Here is a 26,055-nt window from a genome sequence, read left to right as displayed (position 1 = left end):
AGCACGGGCATGTCCGCCCGTGCCCGCGAGCCGGCAGGGGCGGGAGGTTCTGAGGCCGTGGACGCGGACAATGCCGCGTGGGAAGAGCGCAGCGTGCTCCGGGTGGTGCCACCCGTCGAGCCGCGCAAGCTCGCGAAAGTGCCCTTCGTCGAGCTGGCCGACGGCCGGCTGCAGGGCGTCGTGTCGAGCGGATCCGACATCGAGCGGGTCTACGTCTCGTCGATCAGCGCCGGTGATCACGCGCTGAGCTGCAGCACCAACAACAACCGGCCGTGCGGCGCGCTGCACGGTTACGCGTGCAAGCACATCAGGTCGCTGGCCGACGAGGCGGTCGTGCAGTACGGGCTCGACCGGGTGGCCCGTTACCTGCGGGTCGAGGTCCCTGAGGGGGAGCGGCTGATGGAGCACATCAACGGTCACGTCGAGCGCACCCCGGCGGCCGTCGTGTTCAGCCGGTTCCTGCGCCACCTGGCCTACCTGGAGGTGCCCGACAGCACCGACCCGCTGACCGAGCTCCACTGGTTCCCGGCGACGGGGGCGGTGCGCTGATGCTCGACGTACAGCTGAGCGAGCTGATCGCTGACGGCCCCGCGGGGGCCGGCGCGGCGCTCGACGTGGTGGCGGGGTTCGACGCGGCGCTCACCCACGGGTTCGCCAGGATCGGCGAGGAGCCGGCGGCGGCGCTGGCCGCGCTGGCCGGCGCGCTGGTGGCCACCCCGCTGGCCGGGCGCGTGAGCGAGGCCGTGGAGAAGGTGAGCGCGGGCTCCGTCGCGGACGAGCATCTGGCGGCGCTGGCCGGCGGCCGGGCCGCGCTGTTCGGCGCGGTGCACGACGCGCTGCTCGCCCGCCTGGACACGGCGCTTGGCCGCACCCGTGCCGCCTGGGAGCCGGTCGCGGGCGAGAGCGAGGCGCCGGCCAACCTGCTCGCCGGGTGCCGCATCTGGCTGCGCGAGCTGGCCATCGTGGGCTGGCGTGGCGTCGATCACGACCTGGTCGCCTCCGCCGACCAGACCATCGAGGCGCTGCTGGCCGTGCCGGGCCTGCGCGGGCTGGCGGTGCTGCTCGACGGCCTGGCGACAGAGCTGCGGGCCTCCAGCCCGATCGCCACGATGGACCGGCTGCCCGCCCGCCGCTGGGCCGACCTGTGGACGCGCGCCATGCTGCTGGCGCAGCGGGGCCCGTGGCCGGGCGGCTCCGAGCAGGTGTCGGGCCGGCTGCTGATCCTGGGCGCCGACGTGCACGAGCACGCGACCGTCGTCCGCGTCCAGGTGCACGCCGTGCTGGAGCCGTCAGGAGGCGCGCCCGCCAGGCTCGTCCGTACGAGCGTGGCCGCCGCCAAGGTCGACACGATCGTCGGCCCGACCGTGTGGCGGCTGCTCGGCGGCCACCCCGCGCTGCTGGCCGCGCTGGCCGAGCACCGCAGTTTGGAGATCACCGACATGCCGCTGCTGCCCGGCGGCGACCTGGTGTGGCACGACGACCGGGCCCGTCCCGGCGCGGAGGCCGACCCGTTCGCCACGGCCCGGCTCCAGCTCGGCGGGGCCACGGCGGCGCCGGTGACGCCGCTCGACCGCCATCCGGTGCGCATCGCCGAGCCCGTCTTCGTCGAGGGCTACAAGACCGACGGGCGCACGCTGACCCTGGGCGGCGGCAAGCTCGCGTTCGACCTCGACCGGCTGCCGTCCTGCGGCCCGCTCACCCCCGCGCTGCTCAAGGCCTCCACCGCCTGCGTGGGCCTGCTGCGCTGGGACGGCGGGCAGTGGTCGCTCCAGCCGCTCGCGGTGCAGTCGGTGGTCAAGAAGGAGCCGGTCGCGGCGCACAACGGCGACTGGGCCAAGGGCCCGACCGACCCGAAGGCGGCCAAGGCCGAGACCAGGAACGGTGACGTGGTCGCCGTACTGCGGGAACGAGCGGGACGGCTGTTGCGGAAATGACCGAGACGACAGCGACTCCCGCGACGCCCGAGGCGCAGAGCGCCGACCAGACCAAGCGCCAGGTGCTCTACTGGCGGCTGCTGTCGCGGCTGTTCAGCCCCGACGAGCAGCCCTCGCTGGAGAACGCCAGCGTCGGCATCGTCGGGGAGCTGGGCCTGCCGCCCGCGCTGCTCGACCCAGGAGTGTCGGTCGACAACCTGGTGCAGCGCTTCCCCGAGCTGGCCGCACAGTTCGACGGCCTGATGACCGAGCGGGAGCACGAGGAGGGCGACGAGGTCCGCCGCGCGGCCCTCGTCTCCAAGCTGCTGCTCAACGTGTTCGCGACCGGCTCGGGCAACGTCAGCGCGAGCCAGTTGCAGAGCTGGAAGCAGGACGCGGGCTGGTTCGAGCGCGGCATGGGCTGCGAGCCCGGCGGGCTGCGCCACCGCGTCGGCGACGAAGAGCTGGCCAAGGTCCTCGCCGGCCTGGAGGGCGACCTGGTCAAGCGCATGCGCCTGCGCGAGGTGCTGGCCGATCCGGCCCTGGCCAAGCAGCTGACGCCGAGCATGTCGCTCATCGAGCAACTCCTGCACGACAAGTCCAACCTGTCGGGCGTCGCACTGGCCAACGCCAAGGCGCTGATCCGCAGGTTCGTGGACGAGGTCGCCGAGGTGCTGCGCACCCAGGTGGAGAAGGCCAGCGCGGGCGTCATCGACCGGTCGGTGCCGCCGAAGCGGGTCTACCGCAACCTCGACATCGAACGGACGATCTGGAAGAACCTCACCAACTGGAGCCCCGACGACCAGCGGCTCTACGTTGACCGGCTCTTCTACAAGCAGACCGCCCGCCGCACCACCCCGGCCCGCGTGATCGTGGTCGTCGACCAGTCGGGCTCGATGGTGGACGCCATGGTCAACTGCACGATCCTGGCCTCGATCTTCGCCGGCCTGCCGAAGGTCGACGTGCACCTGATCGCCTACGACACCAGGGCACTCGACCTGACCCCGTGGGTGAGCGACCCGTTCGAGGTGCTGCTGCGCACCACGCTGGGCGGCGGCACCAACGGCACGGTCGCGATGGCGCTGGCCAGACCGAAGATCGCCGATCCGCGCAACACCGCGATGGTGTGGATCTCCGACTTCTACGACAACCGCTCACTGATCACCGACTTCGAGGCGATCCACCGCTCGGGGGTCAAGTTCATCCCCGTCGGCTCGGTCAACAGCTCGGGCAGTCAGAGCGTCGACCCGTGGTACCGCCAGAAACTCAAGGCCATGGGCACGCCTGTGCTCTCCGGCCATGTCCGCAAGCTCGTGTTCGAGCTCAAGAACTTCCTCGCCTAGGAGACCGCGAATGAGTGACGATATGCTGCGTGCCCCCGCAGAGGTGAAGTACGCCGAGGAGCTCGACTACCTCGAGTCGATCGACGACGGCCCCAAGCCGTTCTCGTGGCGGCTCAGCCCGCGCATGATCCGGATGTTCGTCCTCGGCTCCGAGCGCGCCGACGGGATCGACAGGGAGATCCCGCAGAAGTGGTTCGGTGACCGCAGCTTCGTCGAGCGCAGCATCGTGACGCTGGCCTCCGACCGGGGCCTGCTGCTGATCGGCGATCCGGGCACCGGCAAGAGCTGGCTGGCCGAGCTGCTGTCCGCGGCCATCTGCCGCAACTCCACGCTCGTCGTCCAGGGCACCGCCGGCACCACGGAAGACCACATCAAATACTCGTGGAACGTCTCCATGGTCATCGCCAAGGGGCAGTCGCGCGAGTCGATGATCCCCTCGCCGATCATGACGGCGATGGAGGGCGGCGTGATCGGCCGCTTCGAGGAGCTGACCCGCTCCACCAGCGACGTCCAGGACGCGCTCATCTCGATCCTGTCGGAGAAGTACGTCTCCATCCCCGAACTCGACGACGACAACATCGTCTTCGCCCAGCCCGGCTTCTCCATCATCGCCACCGCCAACAGCCGCGACCGGGGCGTCAACGACCTGTCCTCCGCGCTCAAGCGCCGCTTCAACTTCGTCCGCATCCCGGTCGTGACGAACAAGAAGAGCGAGGCGGAGATCGTCCGCTTCCGTACCGAAGAGCTGCTGCGCAGGCACCGGATCGAGCTGGACCTGCCGCCCACACTGCTGGACATCCTGCTGCAGAGCTTCGCCGACCTGCGCTCGGCGGCCTCCTCGGCCACCAGCGACGACGACAAGCTGGAGTCGGCGCTGTCCACGGCCGAGCAGATCGGCGTGCTGGAGGACGCCATCCTGCACAGCCACTTCTTCGGCGACCGCGTGCTGCGCGCGCAGACGCTGGCCGGGTCGCTGGTCGGCTCGCTGGCCCGGCGCAGCCCCGAGGACCTGGCGATCCTCAACAAGTACTGGCACGGGGTGGTCGAGCCGCGCAGCAAGAAGGACGGCGGCGAGTGGCCGGAGTTCCTCGAGGGCGGCCGCGAGGCCATCGCCACGCTCTCATGATCGGCCAGCCGAGCCCCTTCGGCTCGCTCCGCGACCAGCTGCTCGGCGCGGCCGAGCAGTTCGCCGAGGGTCCCGTCGCCGTGTCCGGCATCCTGTCTGGCCTGGTGGACGACGTGGACCGGGCGCTGCGCGAGGAGCTGGAGATCTTCCCGGTCTGCCACCATTCGCCGGCCTCGGCGCTGGCGATGGTGCGCAGGCTCAGGGAGAAGCAGCCGAAGGTCATCTACCTGGAGCTCTGCGAGGACCTGCAGCCGCTGCTGACCGAGCTGCGCAACTGCCGGCTGCCGGTGGCGCTGCAGGCGTTCGCGACCGACATCGACGGCTTCCCGCAGTCGTGGGCGCCGCTCAGCGTGGTGGCGCCCATCACGGAGGCGTCCGCCGAATACCAGGCCATCTCGTACGCGCTGGAGACCCCGGGCGTCGAGCTGGTGCTGGTGGACCGCTCGACCGACCACGTCTTCCAGTGGGCTCCCGGGGAGGAGCCGCAGGCCGCCGGCAAGAAGGAGGAGGAGGCGGGCCTGCACGGCGACGCGGTCGGCGTCGAGATCGGCGACCTGCGCCCCCGCTTCGCCGAGCTGGAGGAGCACCTGCTGCACCACGGCAAGGTGCGCCACTGGTCGGAGTGGTGGGACCAGTACGTCGAGCAGCCCCTGTCCGGGGCGGACTACGACACCTACCGCCAGGTCATGGTGCTGATCGGCAGCCTGTTCCGCCGGCTCGGCCCCGGCGGCGACCGGCTGGCGGTCGACGAGGACCGCGAGCGCTACATGTGGACCAGGATGCGCGAGCACCTGTCCGCCTCGGGTGCCGACCCCGCCGACTGCCTGTACGTGTGCGGCGCCTTCCACGCCGCCAGCCACGTCGAGCAGTTCGGCGTCAGGTCCGAGGCGCCGTTCGAGATCAGCCCGCGCACCGAGACCAAGTGGCTGTACGGCCTCATCCCGTCCAGCCACTCGGCCATCGAGGCGCAGTTCGGGCTGGCCCCCGGCTCGGTGTCGATCGCGGCGGCGACCTGGGCCAAGGCGCTCACCCGGGGCAAGCTGACCCCGTTCCAGCTCCAGGGCCAGAAGAAGAGCGCGCGCAAGCGCCCGGCCAAGCTGCCCGCGCCCGTCCCGCAGGGTGACGTGGCCGACAAGCTGACCGTGTTCCTGTCCAGCCCGCCGGCGCTCGACGCGCTCGACGAGGCCGAGCTGCTCGGCTGGTCGGTGGACATCGTCCGGCTGGCCCGGCGCAACGGCTACCTGGCCAGCACCGCCGACGCCATCGCGGTCTACGAGACCGCGATCCTGCTGGCGGGCATGCGCAACCGGGCCAGGCCGACGCCGTACGACTTCCAGGACGCCGCCGTCACCTGCATCGAGAAGGACTCCGTGCCGGGGCGGCGCGACGTGCGGCGGCTGTGCGAGATCCTGCTCGGCGGCGACCGCGTCGGCGAGGTCGGCTACGACGCGCTGCCGCCGCTGGCCAGGAACGTCTACGACCGGCTCGCGCCGCTCGGGCTCGACCTGGAGAAGCGCACGATCCAGCGGGCGCTGCTCAACCTGCAGGCGGAGCCCGACCTGGTGCCCTGCTCCGACCTGCTGTGGATGCTGCGTCACCTGCTGCCCGACGACGCGGTACGGCCCATCATGGGCGAGCGCAAGCTGGGCGAACGTTCGATCCAGGAGAGCTGGGACCTGTCGTTCGGCAAACACCAGCGCTCGATCATCGAGCTCGGCTACGAGGGCGTCACCATCGAGCAGGTGCTGGAGCAGCGGCTGCGGCGCTCGGTGTGGGACCAGAAGGCCACCGCGGCCGTCGCGCTGGCGGCGGTCGAGGACGCGATCCTGTTCCTCGGCAGCCGGCGCTTCGCCGACGAGCTCGGCGCGCGGGCGGTGGAGCTGCTCGCGGCCGAGCGCACCGTGGACGGCGCGCCGGAGGTGCTGCGCCGGATCCGGCGGCTGATGGCCTACTACCGGACGGCCGAGCCGGAGCTGCCCGCCTGGTGCGAGGCGTTCGCGACCAGCGGATACGCACATTACTGCACCCTGCTGCCGACGGCCTTCGTGGACGACGACACCGGGGTGCGGCAGGTGTCGGCCATGCTCGGGTTCCTGTTCTCGATGGAGAGCCTCGCGCTGGCGCTCGGCTGCGACCGGGCCCAGCTGGAGCTGGCCGTGCAGCAGTCGCATCCGGAGGCGCCGGCCAAGGTGGCGCTGCTGTGGGCGGCCCGGCACCAGCTCGGGCTGCTGCCGCTGGCCGAGCTGCGCTCCCGCGCCGACGACCTGCTGGCCAATCCGCTGGTCATCCCGTCGTTCCCGCAGTACATCATCGGGTTCGTGCAGGCCATGGAGCCGGTGCCGCAGTTGTCGGGGTTCGTGGTGGAGGTGATCTCCAAGGCGTTCGGACGGCTGCCCGACGGCGTGCTGCTGCCCTGGCTGCCCAAGCTGATCACCACGCTGCGCGACGGGGCGGCGGAGCTGGTGCCGGTGCTGGTCCGCGAGGCCGGGCGCACGTTCCCCGGCTCGCTGACCGCCGCCGACACCTGGACGCCGCCCTGGGAGGCCCGTCCCAAGCCCGCCGCCGGCGGCGCCGCTCCGGTGGCGTCGGGGCCGGTGGCGGAGCTGCTCCTGGCGCATCCGGCCGCGTGTGACGCGGTGGCCGGGGTGCTCGGGTGTACGGATGAGTGGGTCACGCCCGGCGCCGACGGCGGCCCGGTCGGGAATCCCGAGGTGGGCGCGCTGCTGGCCGGGCATCCGGAGGCGGCGCTGGCGCTGGCCGGTCTGCTCTCCTGACCCGCCGCACCGCACGACCGCCGGGCGCGGTCCCGTTCCGGACGGGTCCGCGCCCGGCATCATGACGGGCCGGTAGGGGCTTTGGGGGTTGTCCGCTGCCCGGGGCCTGAAGCCGTCAGCCCGGGAGGCCGGCCTGCGGCGTCAGCCGAAGACGCGGGACAGCCTGGGGATCCGGCGTACCAGGAGCCAGTCCACCAGCAGCACCACGATCATCGTCATCCCGGCCAGCGGGAACAGCAGCCCCAGCAACGCCATGATGACCATCACCCCGTAGGCCGAGCGCCGGTCCGTGGCGCGGGCGGGGGCGCCGGCGCGGCCGCGCGGGCGGCGCTTCCACCACATCCACGTCCCGGTGATCACCAGCGTGATGATCGTCAGGCAGGCTCCCAGCATCACCAGCAGGTTCACCACGCCGTACCTGCGGCCCTCGTGCAGCGCGACGCCCTGCTCGACGGCCTTGGCCAGCACGCCGTACTCGTCCCAGCCGTACGAGGTCAGCACCTTCCCGCTGTACTGGTCGACGTGGAGGGTCTGCGCGTCGGCGGGGTCGCGGCGCGGGTCGGTCACGATCGTGTAGACGCCCTTGGGGCCGTCCGGCAGCAGGACCTTGACGTCACATTCGCTCGGCGGGCACCTCCGGATCGCCGGCCTGGCGGCGGCCAGCGCGTTCTCGACGGGCAGCGCTCCCGGCTGCAGCCCGCCGTGCGTCGCGCCGTGCCCGGCGTGCGCGTCGTCGGAGGGAGGCACGGGCAGCCGCTCGGCCGCCCACGGCACCTTGGCGTCGGGGTTGGCCGACAGGTCGCCGGACAGCGGCGTCGAGGTGTGGGGGTAGTCGTCGGCGCTCGGGGCCGTCGAGCCGGTGCTGTCCTGGATGCGCTGGAGCCCGTCGCCCCACACGCCCGACCACGGCAGGCCGGAGAGCACGAGGAACACGACCACCGCGCCTCCGCCGATCCCGGCCGTGACGTGCAGCCGGCGCAGCTTCGCCCGACCGGTCCGCACCTTCCTGACCGGCGCCCCCTTGACCCGCTTGCGCCGGCCGCCCCACCACAGGTACGTGCCGGTCGCGGCCAGGATCAGGGCCCAGCAGGCGGCGATCTCCACCACCCGGTCACCGACCGTCCCTGACATCAGCTCGCCGTGGATCGTGCGCACGACGCGCATGAACGTGGCCGCGTCGTCGATCTCCCCGACCACCTGCGCCGTGCCCGGATTCACGTACACCGAGATGCCCTGGGCGAACGGGCCGGTGTCGGCGCCCTGGAGGATGACGCGGGTGGTGCGATCGGGAGACGTGGGCGGGATGACGGACATGACGGGCGTGCCCGGACGTATCTGCTGGGCGGCGGCGATCTGCTCCGACAGGGGACGCGCGCTGGCGGCGGGTTCGGCCAGCGTGCGTACGTCCTGGTAGCGCCACTCCTCGAAGGGCTCCTTGAACAGGTAGATCGAGCCGGTGACCGCCAGCACCAGCAGGACGGGGGCGACGAAGACGCCGGCGTAGAAGTGCCAGCGCCAGACGACCCGGTAGCGCTGGGAGGCGGACGACGTGGGCGGGGGCGAGGGGATGGGCGCGGTGGCTTCCGTACGTGTTTCGACCGAGGTCATGAAGGGCTCCGTTCCGTCCGGCGCGCGTGGCTGAACGAGGGCACGCCGAGATCGGGCAAGGGGGGACCGCGTGGAAGGGGCGTATGCCCCGGAACCGGGCGACAAGAGGGCCGCGCGGAACTGGCGGGCACGCCGGAACTGGGCGACAGGGGTCGCGCGGAGCCGGCAAATGCGCCGAATCCAGGCAGGGGAACCGTGCGGCGCGCACACCGGCTCGTGCCTGCGCCGCCGACGGACGTACCCGGCGAGAAGATGCGGCCGGGCACCGATGAGGAGGTCGGGTCAGTCCAGTCCCGGGCAGGGCGGTCCCCTGCGGCACAGAGCCCAGGCCAGCACCTGGGAGTCGCGGACGTTCGCCCGGTCTGTCGCGATCGGGCGGGCGATGCGGGAGTGCGCCGGGGGCGCGGCGGCGCGGGCGATCAGCAGCGCCCACAGCAGCTCACGCAGCGAGCAGCCGAGCAACAGCAGCAGCGCGGCCAGCGCCGTCTCACCGCGATCGAGCCACCACGCCGACACCGCCGCGACCAGGGCGTGGGCCAGCACCATGCCCGCCCAGGCGAACAGGCCGTCCTCGTGATGGCCGGCGAACAGGTGCGAGTCGTGCTCGGCGCCGCCGGAGGACAGCACGGAGGAAAGGGAGGCCTCACCCGCCGTGAACAGCTGGTGCATCCCGTACTGGGCGGCGAAGGAGGCGGTGAGCAGCGTGCCGGGGGAGCGTCTGCGACGGGCCAGCACGTACGCGCCCGCCGCCGTCACCGCCGTGGCCGCCAGCATGGTCCCGAGACCGGCGATCGGGCCTCCGGCCAGCACGTGCATGCCCAGGGCCGCGAGCACGCACACGGCCGCGAACACCGCCGCCCGCAGCCCGCGCAGGCCGGGCCGGCCGGCCTGCGCGGTGTCCCTGCTGCCGGTGCCGCGTCCTTTCTGGTCGGGGCTCATGCGCGTTCACCGCTCACACCGACAGATACGGCGGGTTCGCGGGTGCGGTTCACCGAACGCGACGAACTTTCGGGCCAGCTCCCGCCCACGGCGCGGCCGGTGGATCGAAGCCGCAGGTGGGATCCCGTTTGCTCACTGGGCGCCGTACACCAGCCTGGGCGGGTGGCCTCCGTAGAGCTGACTGACGGTGACGAAGCGGTAGCCGCGCTTGGACAGGCCGCGCAGCACCCGTGGCATCGCCCGGACCGTCGACGGGTGGATGTCGTGGAACAGGATGACGCTGCCCGGCCGCACCGACCGCAGCGTCTTGCGGGCCACCTTGGCGCTGTCGCGCAGGCGCCAGTCCAGGGTGTCCAGGCTCCACATCACGATGGGCCGCCTCGTCTGCAGGCGGACGGCCGTGTTGAAGGCTCCGTACGGCGGCCGGAGGAGTTTCGGCCGGACCCCGATGGCCGCCTTGATCGCCTGGTCGGTGCGGGCGAGCTGCGACCGCACCCGGACGGCGGACAGCTTCGTCAGGTCCGGGTGCGACCAGGTGTGGCTGCCGATCTCGTGCCCCGCCGCGTACGTCCTGCGCACGACGCCCGGGCTCGCGGCGACGTTCTGGCCGACGACGAAGAACGTGGCCCGCGCCCGGTAGGCGGCCAGGTGGCGCAGCAGCGCGTCCGTGTACTTGCCCGGCCCGTCGTCGAACGTGAGCGCCACGCACTTGGCCCGGCGGCAGTCGACCGGCCTGGCCTGCTCGGCGGTGGCGCCGTTGATCGCGGCCAGCACCGGCGTCAGCGAGGCCGCCCCCACCACCTCCACCGCCCCCGTCGCCTTCGCCCACGCCTCCCGCACAGTAACCGATAAGGCCGCGGCCGCCACCCCGGCCCCGGCCTGCGCCGCTCCGGGCGTGGTCCGTGCCGCTCCGGCGGTGGCTTGTGCCGTCCCGGACGTGGGCCGCGCTCCCGATGCGGCCGGTGCCGGGGCCGGGGTGGTGGCCAGGTGACCGCAGGCCACCGTCACCAGGGCGGTCGTGGCGAGCAGCCGCGCCGTCCCCCGTCGTGCGGGCCCCTGCCGAGCCGGCCTCCGCCGGACCGTCCCCCGTCGCGCCCCGGCCTCTGCGGGCGGGCGCGGCTTCGTGCCGATGTTCATTTTTGCCCCCTCGCGCACCGCCCCCGGTGCGCTCCCTGAGCGACGACCCCGGCGAGTGCCAGGATCGTTCCAAGGTGTTGGACTGCCGCCGTTCGCACCTGGTTCGCGGAAAGCCGCTTTCCGGATGAAGCGGCCGGGGAGGCCATCGGCGTCGCGGCCGGGCTAGGCGCCGTATCCGCCGTCGATTCGCAGCACCGCCCCGGTGATGTAGCTGGCCTGCGGGCCGGCGAGGAAGACGACGCCCGCGGCGATCTCCTCCGGCCTGCCGTAGCGCCCCATCGCCGTCGTCGGCAGGAAGATGGGCGCGGTCGGGCCGTCGGCGGGGTTCATCTCGGTGTCGATGAACCCGGACTGGATGACGTTGACCGTGATGCCCCGGTGGGCCAGATCGCGCGCCGCGCCCTGGCTGTAGCCCTCAAGGGCCGACTTGGTGCCGGCGTAGTCGGCCATCCCGATGAAGCCCACCCGGGTTCCCACGCCCGAGCCGATGCTGATGATCCGCCCGCCGTCGGGCAGCAGTGGGAACGCCGCCCGGATCGCGGCCACCACGCTGGTGTAGTTGACGGCGAGCTGGCGGTCGAAGGCGGACTCGTCGGCGAGTTCGCTGTCGATCGGGACGCCCACGCCAACGCCGGCGTTGTTGACCAGAATGTCCAGCCTGCCGAACCGCTCAACCACGCTGTGGACCAGACCCGCCGCCTTGGCCGGGTCCGACTGGTCCGCCTGGAAGGCCGCCGCGCGGACGCCCTTGGCCTCCAGCTCGGCGACCACGGCCTTGGCCCGATCCGCCGAGGACGAGTAGCTGATCGCGACGTCGGCTCCCTCGTCGGCCAGCGCCAGTGCCGACGCCGCCCCGATCCCCCGCGATCCGCCGGTCACGACGGCCACTTTGTTGTCCAGCTTCCCCATGTGCTTTCGCCTTTCCGCAAGCGACGGTGTTATTGACTGTGCGGTCCACAATAAGGATGGTGGACCGTGCGGTCAAGAACTCGTATCCTGTTCACATGGCACGTCCGCGATCGTTCGACGAGAAACAGGTGCTCGACGCGATCCGTGATCAGTTCTGGGACGCCGGTTACGCCGAGACCTCCCTCGAAGACCTGATGCGGGTCAGCGGCCTGGGCAAAGGCAGCCTTTACGCGGCCTTCGGTGACAAACGTCAGCTCTTCCTCAGGACGCTGCGCGGCTACACCGAGGAAAGCCATGGCTACCTGCGCCGCGCCCTCGCCGAGACGCCACGGGCCCTGGACGCCCTGCGCATGCTCTTCGAGTCACCGATCGACGACCCGGCCGGCACACGGCGTGGCTGCCTGATGGCCAACAGCACCTGCGAGCTCGGCAACCACGATCAGGACGTCCTCGACCACGCCCACCGCACCTACGAGACGTCCACCGCGCTGATCGCCGGCTGCGTCGCCCGCGCCCAGCGCGAGGGCGACCTGCCGGCCGACGCGGATCCGATCGCCCTGGCGCGGGCCCTGCTCGCCGCGCAGCAGGGGCTCGTGTTCATGAGCAGGACCGGGATGGACACGGACACGCTCCTGGCCACGGCACGATCGCTCGCGGCCCAGCTCCTGCCGGACCCGTCCGGCGACTGAAACCCGCTTCAGGTGTGGCCGACCTCGCGCAGCCCCGCCAGGGCCGCCTCGGCGAAGGCCGTCCGTTCGTCCGTGGACGTCCCTAACAGCTCGAACGCGCGCGGACGCGCGGACAGCTCATCCTCCCGATGGTGGGCCGGGTCCGGTTTAAGTGGACCGAAGACCTACCCGGCGTCGCGAAGAACTTCCCCGCGGGGCAGGTGGCCGGAGCCCGCCTGGTCAAGGACGTGTTCGGGTGGAGCATCGTGTTCCGCGCCGAAACTCTGGTCCAGCCCGCTGCCCCGCACCAGGGCGAGCAGGTCGGGATCGACCGGGGCGTCACGGTCGCGCCGGCCCTGTCGGATGGGACCATGCGTGAGCACGGCCCCTGGCTCACCGGCCGTGAGGCCGAACACCTGCGCCGCCTGGAGAAGGAGCCGGCCCGTCAGCGCGCGGCCCGGCCCAGCAAGACCCGCCCCTCGGGACGCGAACAGCGCACCTACGACCAGATCGCCCGGCTCCGCGCGAAAGCCGAGCGCAGAGCCGTCGACTGGCAGCACCAGACCACCACCGAACTCGTCGGCACGTTCTCTGTGATCAAGGTGGAGAAACTCGCCATCCTCAACATGGTCGAATCAGCCAAGGGCACCATCGAGGCCCCTGGCAGGAACGTCGCCCAGAAGGCGGGCCTGAACCGGTCGATCAGCGGCCAGGCGTGGGGCCGGACCGTCACCCTGCTCGTGTACGAGAGCGCCGACCGGGGCGGGCAGGTCGTGAAGGTTCCCGCGCCGGGTACCTCACAGACCTGCCACCGGTGCGGGCACCGCGACCCGGCCAGCCGCAACGGCACCGTGCCGGCCTGCGTCAATCCCGTGTGCGGGTCGGCCATGCCGACGCCAACGCCGCGATCAACATCAACAACGCCGCGGGGCCTGCGGTGTCAGGACGTGGAGACCTCAGCCTCACCCGGTCTGCGAAGCGTCAACCCCCGCGCGCCGCTTGACCGCGACGCGACGGGAGAACCCTCGGCCTTCAAGCCGGGGAGGAGGTCACAGCATCACCAACGCCGTCGGGTAGTAGCTACATGATCGCGTACATGTCGGGGGAACTGGGCTACTCCAGGGCGCGGGCGCAGCTCACGAACGTCGTGTCGATGCTCGCCTACAGCGTCGCCTGCGTCTTCGCGGCCGTGGCCGGCGACCGGTTCGGGCGGCGGCCGATGCTGATCGCGGCGTGCTCGGGGTTCGTGCTGCCGCTGCCCGCGTTCTGGCTCATGGGCTCCTGGCTGGGCGGGGCGCTGGTTGGCACGTCGGTGCCGGCGATGCTGGTGTCGGTGATAGGGACGTCGAACGTGCCCGCGCTGGTGGAGATGTTCCCCGCGAAGGTGCGGGCGAGCGGGTCGGCGATCGGGTACACGGCGGCGTGCGGGCTTGACAGGGGACCGGGGCTGGTCTTGTCTCGTTCCATCGGGGTCGGGAGGGGAGCCCTGGCATGCTCGCGATCCGCCGCACCGTCCTTGCCCTGCTCGTCACCGCCACCCTCGTGACGATCCCCGTCGAGCCCGTGCTCGCCCGGGCCCCCGCGCCGGGCGGGCCGGGTGCGGGCTCCCACTACGGCCTGGCCAGGAAGGACTGTGTGGGCACCGCCACCGGCCGGGCCTCCAAGGTCTGGTACACGGTCGCGGGCGGCGTCCTGTCCGACGTGTACGAGCCGACGATCGACAACACCAACGTCGAGACCATGCAGTTCGTCGTCACCGACGGCAGGACGTTCACCGAGCTGCAGGCCCGCGACACCACCTACCAGGTGAGCACCGACCGCTCCGGCATGACCTGCACGATCACCTCGGTCAGCGGGAACGGCCGCTACCGCCTGACCACCACCTACGTCACCGATCCTGGAAGCGACGCCGTCGTGGTGCGCACCCGGCTCCAGCCCGCCTCGCTGCGGCTCTACGTCCGGCTCGACGCGAGCGTCAACGGCAACGGTGGCGGCGGCCGGCCGAACGGCGGCGCCGACAGCGGCACGATCGACGGCGCCACCGGCGCGCCCGTGATCTGGGACGACGCCACCGAGACCTCGGCCCCGGCCCGCGACTACGCCGTGCCCACCCACCTGGCGCTGCGGGCCGAACGCCGGCTGCCGGAGGCGAGCGTCGCGTACGCCGGCACTCCCGGCGACGGCGCCGCCCAGCTCGACACGGACCGCCGGCTCACCCCCTACACCGACGCCCCGGCCGGCAACGTGGTCGCCACCGCCCGCCTGCCCATCGACGGCAGGGGCGAGGTGACGTTCGCGCTCGGCTTCGGCCGCACCAGGGCCGCCGCGCTGCGCACCGCCGGCGAGGCGGCCGGCCGCTCGTTCGACGCCACCCGCGCCCGCTACGAGTCCGGCTGGGCCGCCTACGACGCCGGGCTGCGCAGGCCGCCGAACGCGCTCGGCGACTTCTACCGGCTGTCGGCCAACGTGCTCAAGGCCAGCGAGGACAAGACGTTCCCCGGCGCGGTCGTGGCCTCGCTGGCCAGCCCGTGGGGCCAGGCGATCTCGGCGGGCGAACTGGTCGGGGGCAAGGCGATCTACTTCGGCTCCTACCGCGAGGTGTTCGCCCGCGACCTGTACGAGGCGTTCACCGGCTTCCTCGCCGCCGGCGACGTGGCGACCGCCCGCGACACCGTCCGTTTCCTGCTGGAGCGCCAGCAACTGCCGGACGGACGGCTGCCGCGCAACTCCCTGCTCAACGGCGAGCCGGCCCCCGACTCGGGCGGCGACCAGCTCGACGAGACCGCCTATCCGCTGCTGATGGCCTATCAGGCGGGGCTGGCGGGCGACGCCAAGCTCTGGCCGAGGGTGCGGGCGGCGGCCGACTTCGTGCTCTCGCGCGGGCCCGCGTTCGGGGTGGAGCGCTGGGAGGAGCAGTCGGGCTATTCGCCGTCCACGATCGCGGCCGAGATCGCCGGGCTGGTCGCGGCGGGGGAGATCGCCGCGAGGCAGGGCGACCGGGCCAGGGCCGCCCTCTACCGGTCGACCGCCGACCATTTCGCCCGCTCGGTCAAGGCGTGGACGGTCACCACGACCGGTCCGTACGCGCCGCGCTACTTCCTGCGCCTGTCGCGCACCGGCGATCCGGACGCGGCGGCGCCGTACAACCTGGGCAACGGCGGCCCCACCGAGGACCAGCGCCGGGTGGTGGACGCGGGCTTCCTGGAGCTGACCCGCCTCGGCATCCTGCCGCCCGGCGATCCGGACGTGCTGGCCGGCCTGCCTGTCGTGGACCGGGTGATCAAACGCGACACCGCCCGCGGCCCCGGGTGGTACCGGTACGGATCCGACACTCCCGGCACCGAGGACGGCTACGGCGACTGCCACGAGCCCGACCCCACCTCCTGCGCGCCGTCGGGCAAACCATGGCCGACCGGGAACGCCGGCTCGGGGCACGTGTGGCCGGTGCTGGCCGGTGAGCGGGCCGAGCAGGCGCTGCAGACCCGCGACCAGCGCACCGCCTCCGCACTGCTGACGGCCATGCGCGCCATGGCCTCGGGCACCGGCCTGATCCCCGAGCAGGCGTGGGAGAACCAGGACCTGCCCGCCTCCCCGTACGGGCGCGATCCGGCCGTGGCCTCGATCGGCTTCCGCGACGGCGGCCCGGCGGGCTCGGCCTCCCCGCTGACGTGGGCGCAGGCGCAGGCCGTGCGGCTGATCCTGTCACTCGGGTCGAGCAGGCCGGTCGAGCAGCCCGGCGTCGTCCGCGAGCGTTACGCGACCATGCCGCGGACCGTCCCGCTGACCGTCACCGCCCCGGCCGACGGCACCGCGGTCGCCGGCACGTCCGTGCAGGTCGAGGGCACCACGGCGCCCGGCGCGCGGGTCGAGGTGGCCGCCACGCCCGTCGACACGGGCGCGCCGACGCAGGTGGTCTCGGCTCGCGCGGGCTCCGACGGCGCCTTCAGCGTGGCGGCGCCGGTCTCGTTCGGGGAGGTCGTGCTCACCGTGACGGCCGCCGCGCAGGACGGCGGGAACGCCTACGCGCGGCGCTCGGTCGTCGGCGACATCGCGGGCGCCACGACGGTGCTCGACGTCAGCGATCCGGAAGGGGACGACGACGGCCCGGGCACGTACGCCTACCCGACGGCCGCCGACTTCCACGACGGCGCGTTCGACCTGCGCAGATTCCAGGTCATCACCGACGACACCACCGTCTACCTGCGGGCCGGGCTGCGCGACCTGACCGCCACCTTCGGCAACCAGATGGGGGCCCAGCTCCTCGACGTGTACGCCCAGGACCCGGCGGTGGCCGCGCGCTCGACGGATCCGGCCTTCCCGCAGCGTAACCACCGCATCGCCGGGCCTGACGCGTGGACGCAGCGGGTGGAGGCGCAGGGCTTCGCCGCCCCCGTCTGGGTGACGGCCGACGGCGTGGCGCGGGCCGGGGCCGCGGTCCGCGCCTCCGGCACGACGCGGACGATCACGATCGCCCTGCCCAGGGCCGTCTTCGGCACGCCGGGGCCCGGGTGGCGCTTCGCCGTGGTGCTCACCGGGCAGGACGGGTTCAGCGCCGACCAGGCCAGGGGGTTCGCCGCCACGCCGCAGCCGTTCCAGTTCGGGGTCTGCGCGGAGGGCGGCACGGATCCGCTGTGCGCGGTCGATCCAGGGACGGTGCCGAAGGCGCTCGACGTGCTCGTACCGGACGGGCGGTCACAGGCCGACGTGCTGAACCCGCTCGCGGGCCCGGTCGAGGTGCCCGCCGTCACCGTGCCCTGAGCCGCCTGGGATCGCCGCCCGGGACCGGCCTGGCCCCCGGGCGGCGGCCGGGACTGCCGCCCGGGGGCGTCTCACGGGACCGGTGGTCCGGAACGCCGGTGGCCGGTCCCAGATGGTCAGCCGGGCCAGGAGCGCTGGAGCGTGCGGCGGACGCGTTCCCCGGCCGGGGGCGGCACGTCGCCGTCGGCGGACGGGGTGGGCGGCAGCGCGGGCAGGGCCGCGGGCACCAGCACCGCCGACTCCTCCTCGGTCACCGGCCGCTCGATCTCGGTGAAGCCGCCCTCCGGCCCCCGGACGATCACCCCGGTCTCCACCCCGTGCGCGACGGTGTGCCGGTCGCGTAGCTGCAGCCCCAGGCAGATCCGCCGGGTGACGACGTACCCCAGCACAGGCCCGGCGACGATGAGGACGCGGAAGATCCAGGTGGTCGCGTTGAGCGAGATGTGGAAGTTCGAGGCGATCAGGTCGTTGCCCCCGGCCAGCCACAGCACGCCGTAGTACATGATCCCCGCGACCCCGAGCCCCGCCCGCTTGGGCACGTCGCGCGGCCGGTCGAGCAGGTGGTGCACGGCGTGGTCGCGGGTGATCCACCGCTCGGCGAACGGGTAGAGCGCCAGCACGGTGAACAGCAGGCCCGGCGCGCCGAGCGCGGGGATCAGCACGCTCATCGTCACCGTGGAGCCGAAGACGGTGAACTCCCACGGCGGCATGATCCGCAGCGCGCCCTCCAGGAAGCCCATGTACCAGTCGGGCTGGGAGCCGGCGCTGACCGTGCTCGGCAGGTACGGCCCGTACAGCCAGATCGGGTTGATCTGGAACACGGTGGCGAGCAGCGCGACCACCCCGGTCACCCACAGGAAGAACACCGTCGTCTTCGCCAGGAACGCGGGGAAGAACGGCGCGCCGCGCACCTGCTCGTTCCGCAGCCCCTTGGCCCGGAACTGCGTGTGCGTCTGCCGCCACGTCAGGATCACCGCGTGCAGCGGCAGCAGCACGAGCAGCAGGGCGGGGATCAGCAGCACGTGCAGGCTGTAGAGGCGGGAGACGATGTCCTCGCCGGGGAACTCCCCGCCGAACAGGAACGTCGCCACGTACGTGCCCACCAGCGGCACCGAGATGATCACGCCGTGCAGGATGCGCAGCCCGGCCCCGGACAGCAGGTCGTCCGGCAGCGAGTAGCCGAACAGTCCGTTGAGCAGCACCAGTGCGAACAGGGCCACGCCGATCAGCCAGTTGAGGTCACGCGGCTTGCGGAAGGCCCCGGTGAAGAAGTTGCGCAGCATGTGCACGACGATCGCGGCCAGGAAGATGAGCGTGGCCCAGTGGTGCATCTGCCGCATCAGCAGGCCGCCGCGCACCTCGAAGCTGATCTCCAGCGACGACGCGTACGCCTCGCTCATCGTCACGCCGCGCAGCGGCACGTAGCTGCCGTTGTAGACGACCTCCTGCATGGACGGCTTGAAGAAGAACGTCAGGAAGACGCCCGTGAGCAGGATGACCACGAACGCGTACAGTGCGATCTCGCCCAGCAGGAACGTCCAGTGGTCGGGAAAGACCTTCCGCATCGCCTTCTTCAGGAATCCGGCTCCGCCGAGCCGGTCGTCCAAGGCTCCGGCCAGTGAGCTGCCCTTCATCGTTACCCCGCATACGACTTGATTGCTCCTTCAGCAACAAGACGGGATAGACGCCGCGAATGTGACACTCACCAGCCGGTGATGTTTCCGCTCAGGCGAACCGCTCGACCGTGACGGGGATGAGGCCCTGCTCGCGCACCACCTGCCGGTGATGGTGCAGCAGCGCCCCGAGCGCGGTGACCGGGCCGGAGCCGAGCCGCGCGGTCACGTCCACGCACCAGGCGATGCCCGCGCCGATGCGGCGCAGCTCCCAGGTGAAGCCGTGGCCGCCGGCGCTGGCGCTGGCCTTGCCGACCACGCGGGGATGGTCGGTGGGTTCGAGGCGCAGGGCCGTGCGGGCGTTGGCCAGGCCGTCCTCGCCCAGCTCCCCGGCGAACAGGATCCGGTAGCGGCGCGCTCCCGAGCCGGAGCCGAGGTTGAGCGGGGCCGTGGTCGGCAGGTGCCGGCGCTCCTGGAAGAGGGTGCGCAGCCCGGCCTCCTCCGGCAGCCCGCCGCCGCCGAGGCGGGCGAAGGCGGCGCTGGCCTCCTGCCTGCTCACCGGGGTCACCCGCCCCCGCAGGGAGCTGTCGGCCCTGATGGCCCGGCTCAGCTCCGCGGAGGCGGACCAGGCACCGATCTCCGGTTGCCACTCGGCGCCGTCGATGCCGGCCGCCGTGTAGTCGTCGCACAGGACGAACTCCTCCACCAGGAGGGCCGCGGGCGAGGGGTCGCCCGCCGTCGGGGAGATCAGGTAGTAGTCCACCGGCCCATGATTGTAGGCGGCCGAACACCGGATCAAGATCATTGACACGCGCCGCGCCCCCGGTCCGCATGGCTGAAGCCGATACGGGCAGGAGTCCGCCGGATCTCCGATAACGAACTAATGTGGATAACTGCCTATATGTCAGGCGCGGGAGGCATCAGGGATGCGGAACGGCCGGACCAGAGAGACACTCGCGAGCATCATCGCGGCGGCGCTGCTCGTCACCGCGGGATGCACCTCGTCGGGCGGCGGGTCACCGGACCGGCCCCCGCAGGTCAGCGCCCCGGTGGCCAAGCTGGCGATCACGCCCGCCGACGGCACGAAGAAGGTCGCCCCCGACACCGCGATCGGCGTCAAGGTCACCGGCGGCAAGCTGGGTGCGCTGGCCGTCGCCGACGCCAGGGGGCGGCCGGTCAAGGGCGCCGTCGGCGCGGACGGCCTGTGGCGGCCCCGGTGGCCGCTGCGGCCCTCGACGGCGTACACGGTCAGCGCCCAGGCGACCAGCACCGACGGCAAGCAGGTGACGGGGCGCTCCACGTTCACCACGCTCAAGCCGAGACGGGTGCTGGAGAGCGGCATGTCGCCGCTCGAAGGCGAGAAGGTGGGCGTCGGGATGCCCGTGCAGCTGCTGCTGTCGCGGCCGATCCCCGGCCAGAAGGAGCGGGCCGCCGTCGAGCGGTCGCTGGTCGTCACGATGTCACGGCCCGTCGAGGGCGCGTGGAGCTGGGTGAGCGACCGTGAGGTCCAGTTCAGGCCGCGCGAGTACTGGCCGGTCGGGCAGAAGGTGACGGTCGTGGCGCACCTGGCCGGGCTGCGCGCGGGTCCTGGCGTGTGGGGCACGAAGGACCGCAGGCTGAGCTTCACCGTCGGGCCTGAGCACATCACCAAGGTCGACGCGAAGACGCACCGGGCGGTCGTACGCGAGGACGGCGAGGTCGTGAAGACCATCCCGGTCAGCCTGGGCAGGCCCGGTGACGACAGCTACTCCGGCGTCATGATCGCGCAGGAGAAGGCCGCCGACATCGTCATGGACTCGGCCACCATCGGCGAGCCGGGCGAGTACCGCATCAAGACGAAGTGGAACGTCCGGATGACCTACAGCGGCACCTTCTTCCACGCCGCCCCCTGGTCCACCGGCGCGCAGGGCAGCTCGAACGTCAGTCACGGCTGCGTCAACGCCAGCCCCGCCAACGCCCGGTGGTTCTACGAGTTCACCCAGCGCGGCGACATCATCGAGGTCACCGGCACCTCCAGGAAGCTGCGCTTCGGCAACGGGCCGACGCCGTGGGCCAAGTCGTGGCAGGCGTGGCTGGCGGGCAGCGCCCTGGGCAAGCCGATCAACGGGTAGACGCCGCGCCGCTTCGCGGGCACGCGGACGTCAGCGGGCAGGGCAGGCTTTGCGGCGTTCGACCTCGGCGGGGACGTACTTCGCCCATTCCACGGGCGTGAGGTCGCGGCGGGCGAGGGCGCAGGCCCCGCCGACGAGGTCGGCCGGCGGTTCGACGTCCCACAGTCGTACGCGGCCCCCGTCGTCGGCGCCGGCCAGGGTCCGGGCGTCGAGGGCGAAGGCCAGCGCGGTCACCGTCCTGCGCTCGCCGGTGGGGGAGACGCTGATCGCACGGTTGCTCGCCAGGTCCCAGAGCCGGACGGTGGCGTCCGCGCCGCCGGTCGCCAGCGTCCTGCCGTCGGGGCTGAAGGTCAGCGAGGTGACCGGGTTCACGTGGCCGAGCAGCGCCGCGCTGGGCTGGTCGCCGCCACGGACGTGCCACAGGCGCACCACGCCGGCCGCGTTGCCGGTCGCCAGCGTCCTGCCGTCGGGGCTGAAGGCCGACGCGAGCACGGGCTCGTTGTCGTTCAGGCGCATCGAGACCTCCTTCGTGCCCAGATCCACCAACTGCACCCCGCCGGCGACGGCGAGCGCCAGCGTGCGCCCGTCGGGGCTGAGCGCCAGCGACGACGGCTTCGCGCGGGTGGCGATGCGGTCGCGCACGTCCAGGGAGCGGCGGTCGACGACGCGCACGCCCGCGCCGCCGCCGACCACCAGCGTGCGCCCGTCGGGACTGAACGCCGCCACCGAGCCGGCGCCGCCGATCCTGGCCGGCTTACGCCGGACCTGCACCCCGGTGAGCCGGACGCCGTCCTTGCCCGCCTCGGCCGCGACGATGTCACCCGCCCGGTCGAACGCCAGCGCCAGCGCCTGCTCGCCCAGGCGGTAGGACGACCTCCTGGCCGGCCAGCCGAGCACCCGCAGCAGCCCGGAACGCGCCTCGGGGGTGGGGCTGACCCGCCAGGCCAGCGCGGCCAGCAGCGCCGAGAGCGCGGGATCGCTGACCAGCGCGCTCTGCTCGGCGAGGCTCTGGGACACCTCGTCGTCCCGCACGATCCGCAACCGGCGCTCAGCCGTGGTCAGGCTGGCCACGTTGAGGCCCGCCACCAGCACCGTCACCAGCAACGCCAGCAGCGCGGTCCCGCGCACCGTCCTGCGCCTCCTGCGGGCCCGGTCGCCGGCCTCGAGGAAGAGGCGGGCCCGGTCGTCCAGGGGCAGCTCGCCGCTCTCCTCCCACCGCCCGCGTGCCTTCATCACCGTGGCCAGCCTGGTGCCCCGGTACAGGAACGCCGGATTGCGCCGGTTGTCCATCCAGGCGGCGGCGTCGTCCAGCAACTGGTCGTACAGGATCTGGCCCGACAGGTCCTCCTCGAACCACTCCCGCAGCCGGGGCCAGTCCTCGGCCAGGCACCCGTGTGCCATCCGCACCGCGTCCGCGTCCACCACGACCACCCGAGCGGCGGCCAGCGCTCGCAGCACCGCGTCGAAGTCGCCGGGCGCGCCCGCGTGCTCGGCCCGCAGCCCTTCGAGGGTGGCCCGCCGGGGCAGGATCCGGCCGTCGCGGGAGATCGCCGCCAGCCGGCGCAGCACCGTACGGGCGACGGCCTGGCGCGGGCCGTCCAGCGCGAGGTAGGCGGACTCGGCGGCGTCGACCACCGCCCTGCGGATGCCGCCCGTCCGGGCGTAACCGCGCAGGGTGAGCCGGTGGCCGTCGCGGTGGAACCAGGTCGTGCGCATCGCCCTGGCCAGCAGCGGCAGCGCGCCCGGCTCCGGCGCGCCGCGCGGGGTGCGCAGGTCGTCGAGCACCGCGTCGACCAGCCCCTCTTCCAGTGCCAGCCCCGCCACCTCCGCCGGTCCGGTGATCGCCCGCCGCAGCTCGCCGCGCCTCATCGGCCCGACCACGTATGTGGGGCCGGTCAGCTCGGGGAAGGCCGCGCACCGGCCGGCGAACGGCGCGCTCACCACGACCACGACCAGCGCTGCCTGCGGGCCGGTGGCGACGGCGTGCAGCGCGGCGACGAACGCGGCCGTGTCGGGATCATCGGGCACGGCCCCGGCCAGCACCTCCTCGAACCGCTCCACAACCAGCACCAGCCCCTGGCGGCCGGACGGCTCGCCACCCGACGGCAGCTCGCCAGGCAGTCCCCTGCCCGTCGGTCCGTTGCCCGGCCGGCCATCGCCCGGCAGTCTGCCACCTGGAGGCGTGTCGCCTGGGAGTCGGTTGCCTGGCGGGGCGGTGCTCGGGAGGGCGGCGATGGCTTGGGTGACGACCGAGCGGGCGCTTGCTGGGCGTTCGCGGAGTGAGGCGAGCACGGTCGCGGTGTCCAGGCCATCGACCAGGCCGGCCAGTGACGCGGCGAGCTCGTTCAGCGGGGCGGTGCCGGGGGTGAGGACCAGGCCGTGCCATCGCGTGCCCCGTGGTCCGTTCTCGGCCAGGGCGGGCAGGAGGCCGGCGCGGACCAGCGAAGAGACCCCCACGCCGGTGGGCCCGGTCACCACCACCGGCTCCCGTGCCTCCGACAGCAGACCGGCCAGTTCCCTGACGGCATCCTCGCGGCCGAAGAACACCCTCGCGTCCCGTTCGGAGAACGGCTCGGCGCCCGGATAGGGCAGCCCGTCGAACACCTCGCCCGCGTCGGGCACCAGCGGCCTGACCGTCCCGCGCAGCCGGTCCAGGTCCCGGTCTCCGCGCATCACCACGACCTCGTGGGCGGCCCGCTCCAGCAGCGCCAGCGCCTCGGGGGCGGCGTATCCGGCGACGACCAGCACGATCCTGGCCGGCCAGCCCCGTGCCCGCACCCGTTCCATGAGGCCGGCCAGGTCCGCCGCCTCCCGTGCCGTGAAGACGGCGTCCACGATCCGCACCAGCAGCCGGGGTCCGGATGCCGACAGGACCGCGTAGTCGGCCGCGACGTCGCCGTCCCGCCAGTCGCGCCGGTATCCGGCCCGCTCGTCCAGCAGCCACGCCTCCACCGCCCGGTCCGCGGCCCGCCGGGCGGCGGCTCCCGTGCCGAGGACGCGGTCGGCGAAGCGGCCGTCGATCGTGCCACGCTCACCCCCCGCCGTGGCCAGCCGGAACGCCCGCCAGGCCAGCTGCAGGAAGGCCCGCACGTTGCCGCCGCTCAGCCGCAGCAGCGCCCGCACCCCCTCCTCCGTGAACGGCCCGACGCCGCTCCCCGAGCCGGCCGAAGCCCCCGAGCCGACCGAACCGCCGGAGAGGACCGAACCGCCCGGCCGGCCGCCCCACCTGGCCGGCCGGGCACCGGTGACGCGAGCCTGTTGCAGGTACGCGCCGAGCAGGGCGAATGCCTGATCGGGGCTGAGCACGCCCGTCGCCAGGTGGTTGGCCCCGAAGCGCTGCCGCAGGTCGTCAGGCAGCGCCTCCCACCCCGCCCCGCTCCCCGACAGCAGCAGCATCCCGCCCTCCTGCGGGACCCGCTCCACCAGCGAGTGCAGCACTCCCAGGTTCGACGGCCGCCCGAGGACGAGCCGTTCGCACTGGTCCACCACGATGATCACGGGCCGCCCGACCCTGGCACACAGCGCGGTCAGCAGCTGCAGCCCGTGCCGGCACTGGTTGGGGTCGGTCATCGGGCCGGACACGCCCAGCCGCGCCGCGTCCGTCGGCGTGATCTCCCGCCCGGCCAGCCACGCGAACGCCGCCTCCTCCATCGCGGGCTCCAGCAGCGACGTCAGCGCCCGCTGGAACTCCTGCCCGTCGTCGGTCACCCGGCCCAGCTCGTCGGCCTGCGCCTCCAGCACCGCGCCCGGCTCCACCAGCAGCTCCGTGAACAGCAGCTCCGCCCGCCCGGGATCGGGCGGCCGGCGCAGGCCCGCCTCCTCGCCGGCCAGCACCGCCTGGAAGCCCCGGCTCAGCTCTCGCAGCCTGTCGCGGCCCACCTGGCTCATGAGCCGCTGGTAGAGGGCACGGAAGTCGCCGTCCTGGGCCTTGGCGTAGAGCCGGAGCGCGCCGGTCTCGCCGCCGAGCGCGTACCTGATCGTGTGGGTCTTGCCGGTGCCGTGCTCGCCGTGCAGGAACGCCACCTGCCCGCAGGACGGATGCTCCAGGTACTGCCGGACCAGCGCGGTCAGGGCGGCCACGGCGGGCAGTTCGACGGTCGGCCCCGTGATCTGGGCGTCGAGGATGTCGGCGTCCCTGACCTGCTCCTCCATGCTCATGGTGCCGCGCGCGGGGAACGGGTTGCCGGTGGCCGTCCTCATGACGCCCCCAGCTCGTTCAGCATCCTGATCATGAAGAACATGAACCGGTGCGGGATCTCCAGCTCGGTGTTGTCCGGCCAGGGGCCGTGGTCGGCGGCCGAGCCGAGCCGGATGTCCAGCAGCAGGCTCAGCGTCTTGACCACCGACTTGATCGGCGTCGGCGCGGGCCAGGCCGTCTCCAGGCTGTCGGGCGGGAACGGGCTCGGCAGCGCCGAGGCCGCCCGCCAGCGCTCCTCGGCCAGGCAGCGGACCTGCTCGCCCTTCAGCGGCTCCAGCTTGATCAGATGGACGTCCAACCGGCTCAGCTCCTCGTACGAGGGCGTGTTGGCGTGCTTGTAGTCGCCGTGCGTGAACACCGCGATCGACCGGCTGCTCTTGAACACCTTCCGCATCGCGTCCACCAGGCTCGTCTGCCGCAGGCCCTCGAACACCACCCCGAACGAGCACCGTCCTCTGGCCTGCCCGGCCAGCTCCCCGTGCAACCGCCGGGCGAGCCCCCGATAGCGGCTCTGGTAGACGCCCTCGTCGATGCCCTCGATCGTGTTGAGCGACTCGGTCAACGCGGGGGAGAGCGTCAGGTCGGCCTCCTCGATCTCGTTCTGCAGCTCCACCATCGCCTCCTTCACCCACTCGAAGTCGCGGTTGTGGCCCACCTTGATCCGGCTGACCAGCAGCCGGTCGTCGAGCTCGCTGACCTGCCGGTAGACGTCGAGCACGTGGTTGGCGATCGTCGTACGGCCGGTGTAGTCACGGCCGCTCACCACCACGAACGCCGACTCGCCCGCCTCCACGGTCCGGCGCAGGTACGCCCGCAGCGCGTCCGTCGAGACGAACCCGTCGATGTCGACCAGCAGCGAGCGGTCGCCCGCGCGGGCCAGCGGGTCCAGCGGCTCGATCCGGTACGGGTTGCCGTGGCGCAGCCCGTACAGCTCGTAGCGCAGCGGCTCCGACAACAT

General features: G+C 72.8%; 18 protein-coding genes. 10 read left to right on the top strand and 8 right to left on the bottom strand.

The window, feature by feature from the left end; genetic code table 11:
- Nucleotides 1-57 precede the first annotated feature (57 nt).
- From ABFX54_RS10860 to ABFX54_RS10840, 5 genes are read left to right on the top strand one after another with little or no spacing between them, the layout of a single operon-like run.
- A complete protein-coding gene (locus ABFX54_RS10860) occupies nucleotides 58-549 on the top strand; it encodes a hypothetical protein (protein WP_346103759.1) in 492 nt (163 codons plus the stop codon).
- Nucleotides 549-1,934, top strand: a complete 1,386-nt coding sequence (locus tag ABFX54_RS10855) for a hypothetical protein (RefSeq protein WP_346103757.1) — start codon at nucleotides 549-551, stop codon at nucleotides 1,932-1,934. Before ABFX54_RS10860 ends, ABFX54_RS10855 begins: the two co-directional genes overlap by 1 nt.
- Nucleotides 1,931-3,256, top strand: a complete 1,326-nt coding sequence (locus tag ABFX54_RS10850) for a VWA domain-containing protein (protein ID WP_346103755.1) — start codon at nucleotides 1,931-1,933, stop codon at nucleotides 3,254-3,256. The genes ABFX54_RS10855 and ABFX54_RS10850 overlap by 4 nt, the downstream gene beginning before the upstream one ends.
- A 10-nt stretch (nucleotides 3,257-3,266) precedes the next feature.
- The gene (locus tag ABFX54_RS10845) at nucleotides 3,267-4,382 is read left to right on the top strand and encodes an ATP-binding protein (RefSeq protein WP_106235806.1); all 1,116 of its coding nucleotides are present in this window, start codon (nucleotides 3,267-3,269) and stop codon (nucleotides 4,380-4,382) included.
- A complete protein-coding gene (locus tag ABFX54_RS10840; protein ID WP_346103752.1) occupies nucleotides 4,379-7,156 on the top strand; it encodes a DUF5682 family protein in 2,778 nt (925 codons plus the stop codon). The genes ABFX54_RS10845 and ABFX54_RS10840 overlap by 4 nt, the downstream gene beginning before the upstream one ends.
- 141 nt (nucleotides 7,157-7,297) lie before the next feature.
- On the opposite strand, the gene ABFX54_RS10835 is transcribed toward ABFX54_RS10840, so the two are convergent.
- From ABFX54_RS10835 to ABFX54_RS10820, 4 genes are all read right to left on the bottom strand, one after another.
- Nucleotides 7,298-8,764, bottom strand: a complete 1,467-nt coding sequence (locus ABFX54_RS10835; RefSeq protein ID WP_346103751.1) for a PepSY-associated TM helix domain-containing protein — start codon at nucleotides 8,762-8,764, stop codon at nucleotides 7,298-7,300.
- Between the two features lie 282 nt (nucleotides 8,765-9,046).
- A complete protein-coding gene (locus tag ABFX54_RS10830) occupies nucleotides 9,047-9,703 on the bottom strand; it encodes a hypothetical protein (RefSeq protein WP_346103750.1) in 657 nt (218 codons plus the stop codon).
- A gap of 132 nt (nucleotides 9,704-9,835) precedes the next feature.
- Entirely contained in the window at nucleotides 9,836-10,840 is a 1,005-nt protein-coding gene (locus ABFX54_RS10825) for a polysaccharide deacetylase family protein (protein WP_346103749.1), read from the bottom strand.
- A gap of 162 nt (nucleotides 10,841-11,002) precedes the next feature.
- Nucleotides 11,003-11,749: an SDR family NAD(P)-dependent oxidoreductase gene (locus ABFX54_RS10820; RefSeq protein WP_346103747.1), complete on the bottom strand. Its 747-nt coding sequence runs from the start codon at nucleotides 11,747-11,749 to the stop codon at nucleotides 11,003-11,005.
- A gap of 95 nt (nucleotides 11,750-11,844) precedes the next feature.
- Here ABFX54_RS10820 and ABFX54_RS10815 point away from each other — a divergent pair, with 95 nt between their 5' ends.
- From ABFX54_RS10815 to ABFX54_RS10800, 4 genes are all read left to right on the top strand, one after another.
- Entirely contained in the window at nucleotides 11,845-12,438 is a 594-nt protein-coding gene (locus ABFX54_RS10815; protein WP_346103746.1) for a TetR/AcrR family transcriptional regulator, read from the top strand.
- Nucleotides 12,439-12,557: 119 nt separating this feature from the next.
- Entirely contained in the window at nucleotides 12,558-13,505 is a 948-nt protein-coding gene (locus tag ABFX54_RS10810; protein WP_346103873.1) for an RNA-guided endonuclease InsQ/TnpB family protein, read from the top strand.
- An 8-nt stretch (nucleotides 13,506-13,513) separates the two neighbouring features.
- Entirely contained in the window at nucleotides 13,514-13,963 is a 450-nt protein-coding gene (locus ABFX54_RS10805) for an MFS transporter (protein ID WP_346103744.1), read from the top strand.
- Nucleotides 13,909-17,175 (top strand): glucodextranase DOMON-like domain-containing protein, encoded by a 3,267-nt coding sequence (locus ABFX54_RS10800; protein WP_346103742.1) that lies wholly within the window; start codon nucleotides 13,909-13,911, stop codon nucleotides 17,173-17,175. Before ABFX54_RS10805 ends, ABFX54_RS10800 begins: the two co-directional genes overlap by 55 nt.
- A 116-nt stretch (nucleotides 17,176-17,291) precedes the next feature.
- On the opposite strand, the gene qcrB is transcribed toward ABFX54_RS10800, so the two are convergent.
- Together qcrB and ABFX54_RS10790 are read right to left on the bottom strand one after the other, a co-directional pair.
- Entirely contained in the window at nucleotides 17,292-18,809 is a 1,518-nt protein-coding gene (gene qcrB / locus ABFX54_RS10795; protein WP_346103741.1) for a cytochrome bc1 complex cytochrome b subunit, read from the bottom strand.
- 91 nt (nucleotides 18,810-18,900) lie between these two features.
- Entirely contained in the window at nucleotides 18,901-19,551 is a 651-nt protein-coding gene (locus ABFX54_RS10790) for a hypothetical protein (protein WP_346103739.1), read from the bottom strand.
- Between the two features lie 163 nt (nucleotides 19,552-19,714).
- Here ABFX54_RS10790 and ABFX54_RS10785 point away from each other — a divergent pair, with 163 nt between their 5' ends.
- Nucleotides 19,715-20,899: a L,D-transpeptidase gene (locus tag ABFX54_RS10785; RefSeq protein ID WP_346103737.1), complete on the top strand. Its 1,185-nt coding sequence runs from the start codon at nucleotides 19,715-19,717 to the stop codon at nucleotides 20,897-20,899.
- A 30-nt stretch (nucleotides 20,900-20,929) separates the two neighbouring features.
- On the opposite strand, the gene ABFX54_RS10780 is transcribed toward ABFX54_RS10785, so the two are convergent.
- Nucleotides 20,930-25,099, bottom strand: coding sequence for an nSTAND1 domain-containing NTPase (locus ABFX54_RS10780; RefSeq protein WP_346103735.1), 4,170 nt, complete (start codon nucleotides 25,097-25,099; stop codon nucleotides 20,930-20,932).
- The gene (locus ABFX54_RS10775) at nucleotides 25,096-26,055 is read right to left on the bottom strand and encodes a hypothetical protein (RefSeq protein WP_346103733.1); all 960 of its coding nucleotides are present in this window, start codon (nucleotides 26,053-26,055) and stop codon (nucleotides 25,096-25,098) included. The genes ABFX54_RS10780 and ABFX54_RS10775 overlap by 4 nt, the downstream gene beginning before the upstream one ends.

Origin of the sequence: Nonomuraea maheshkhaliensis, assembly GCF_039529435.1 — a bacterium.
GTDB lineage: Bacteria > Actinomycetota > Actinomycetes > Streptosporangiales > Streptosporangiaceae > Nonomuraea > Nonomuraea maheshkhaliensis.
This window is presented reverse-complemented; position numbering and strand designations above follow the sequence as displayed.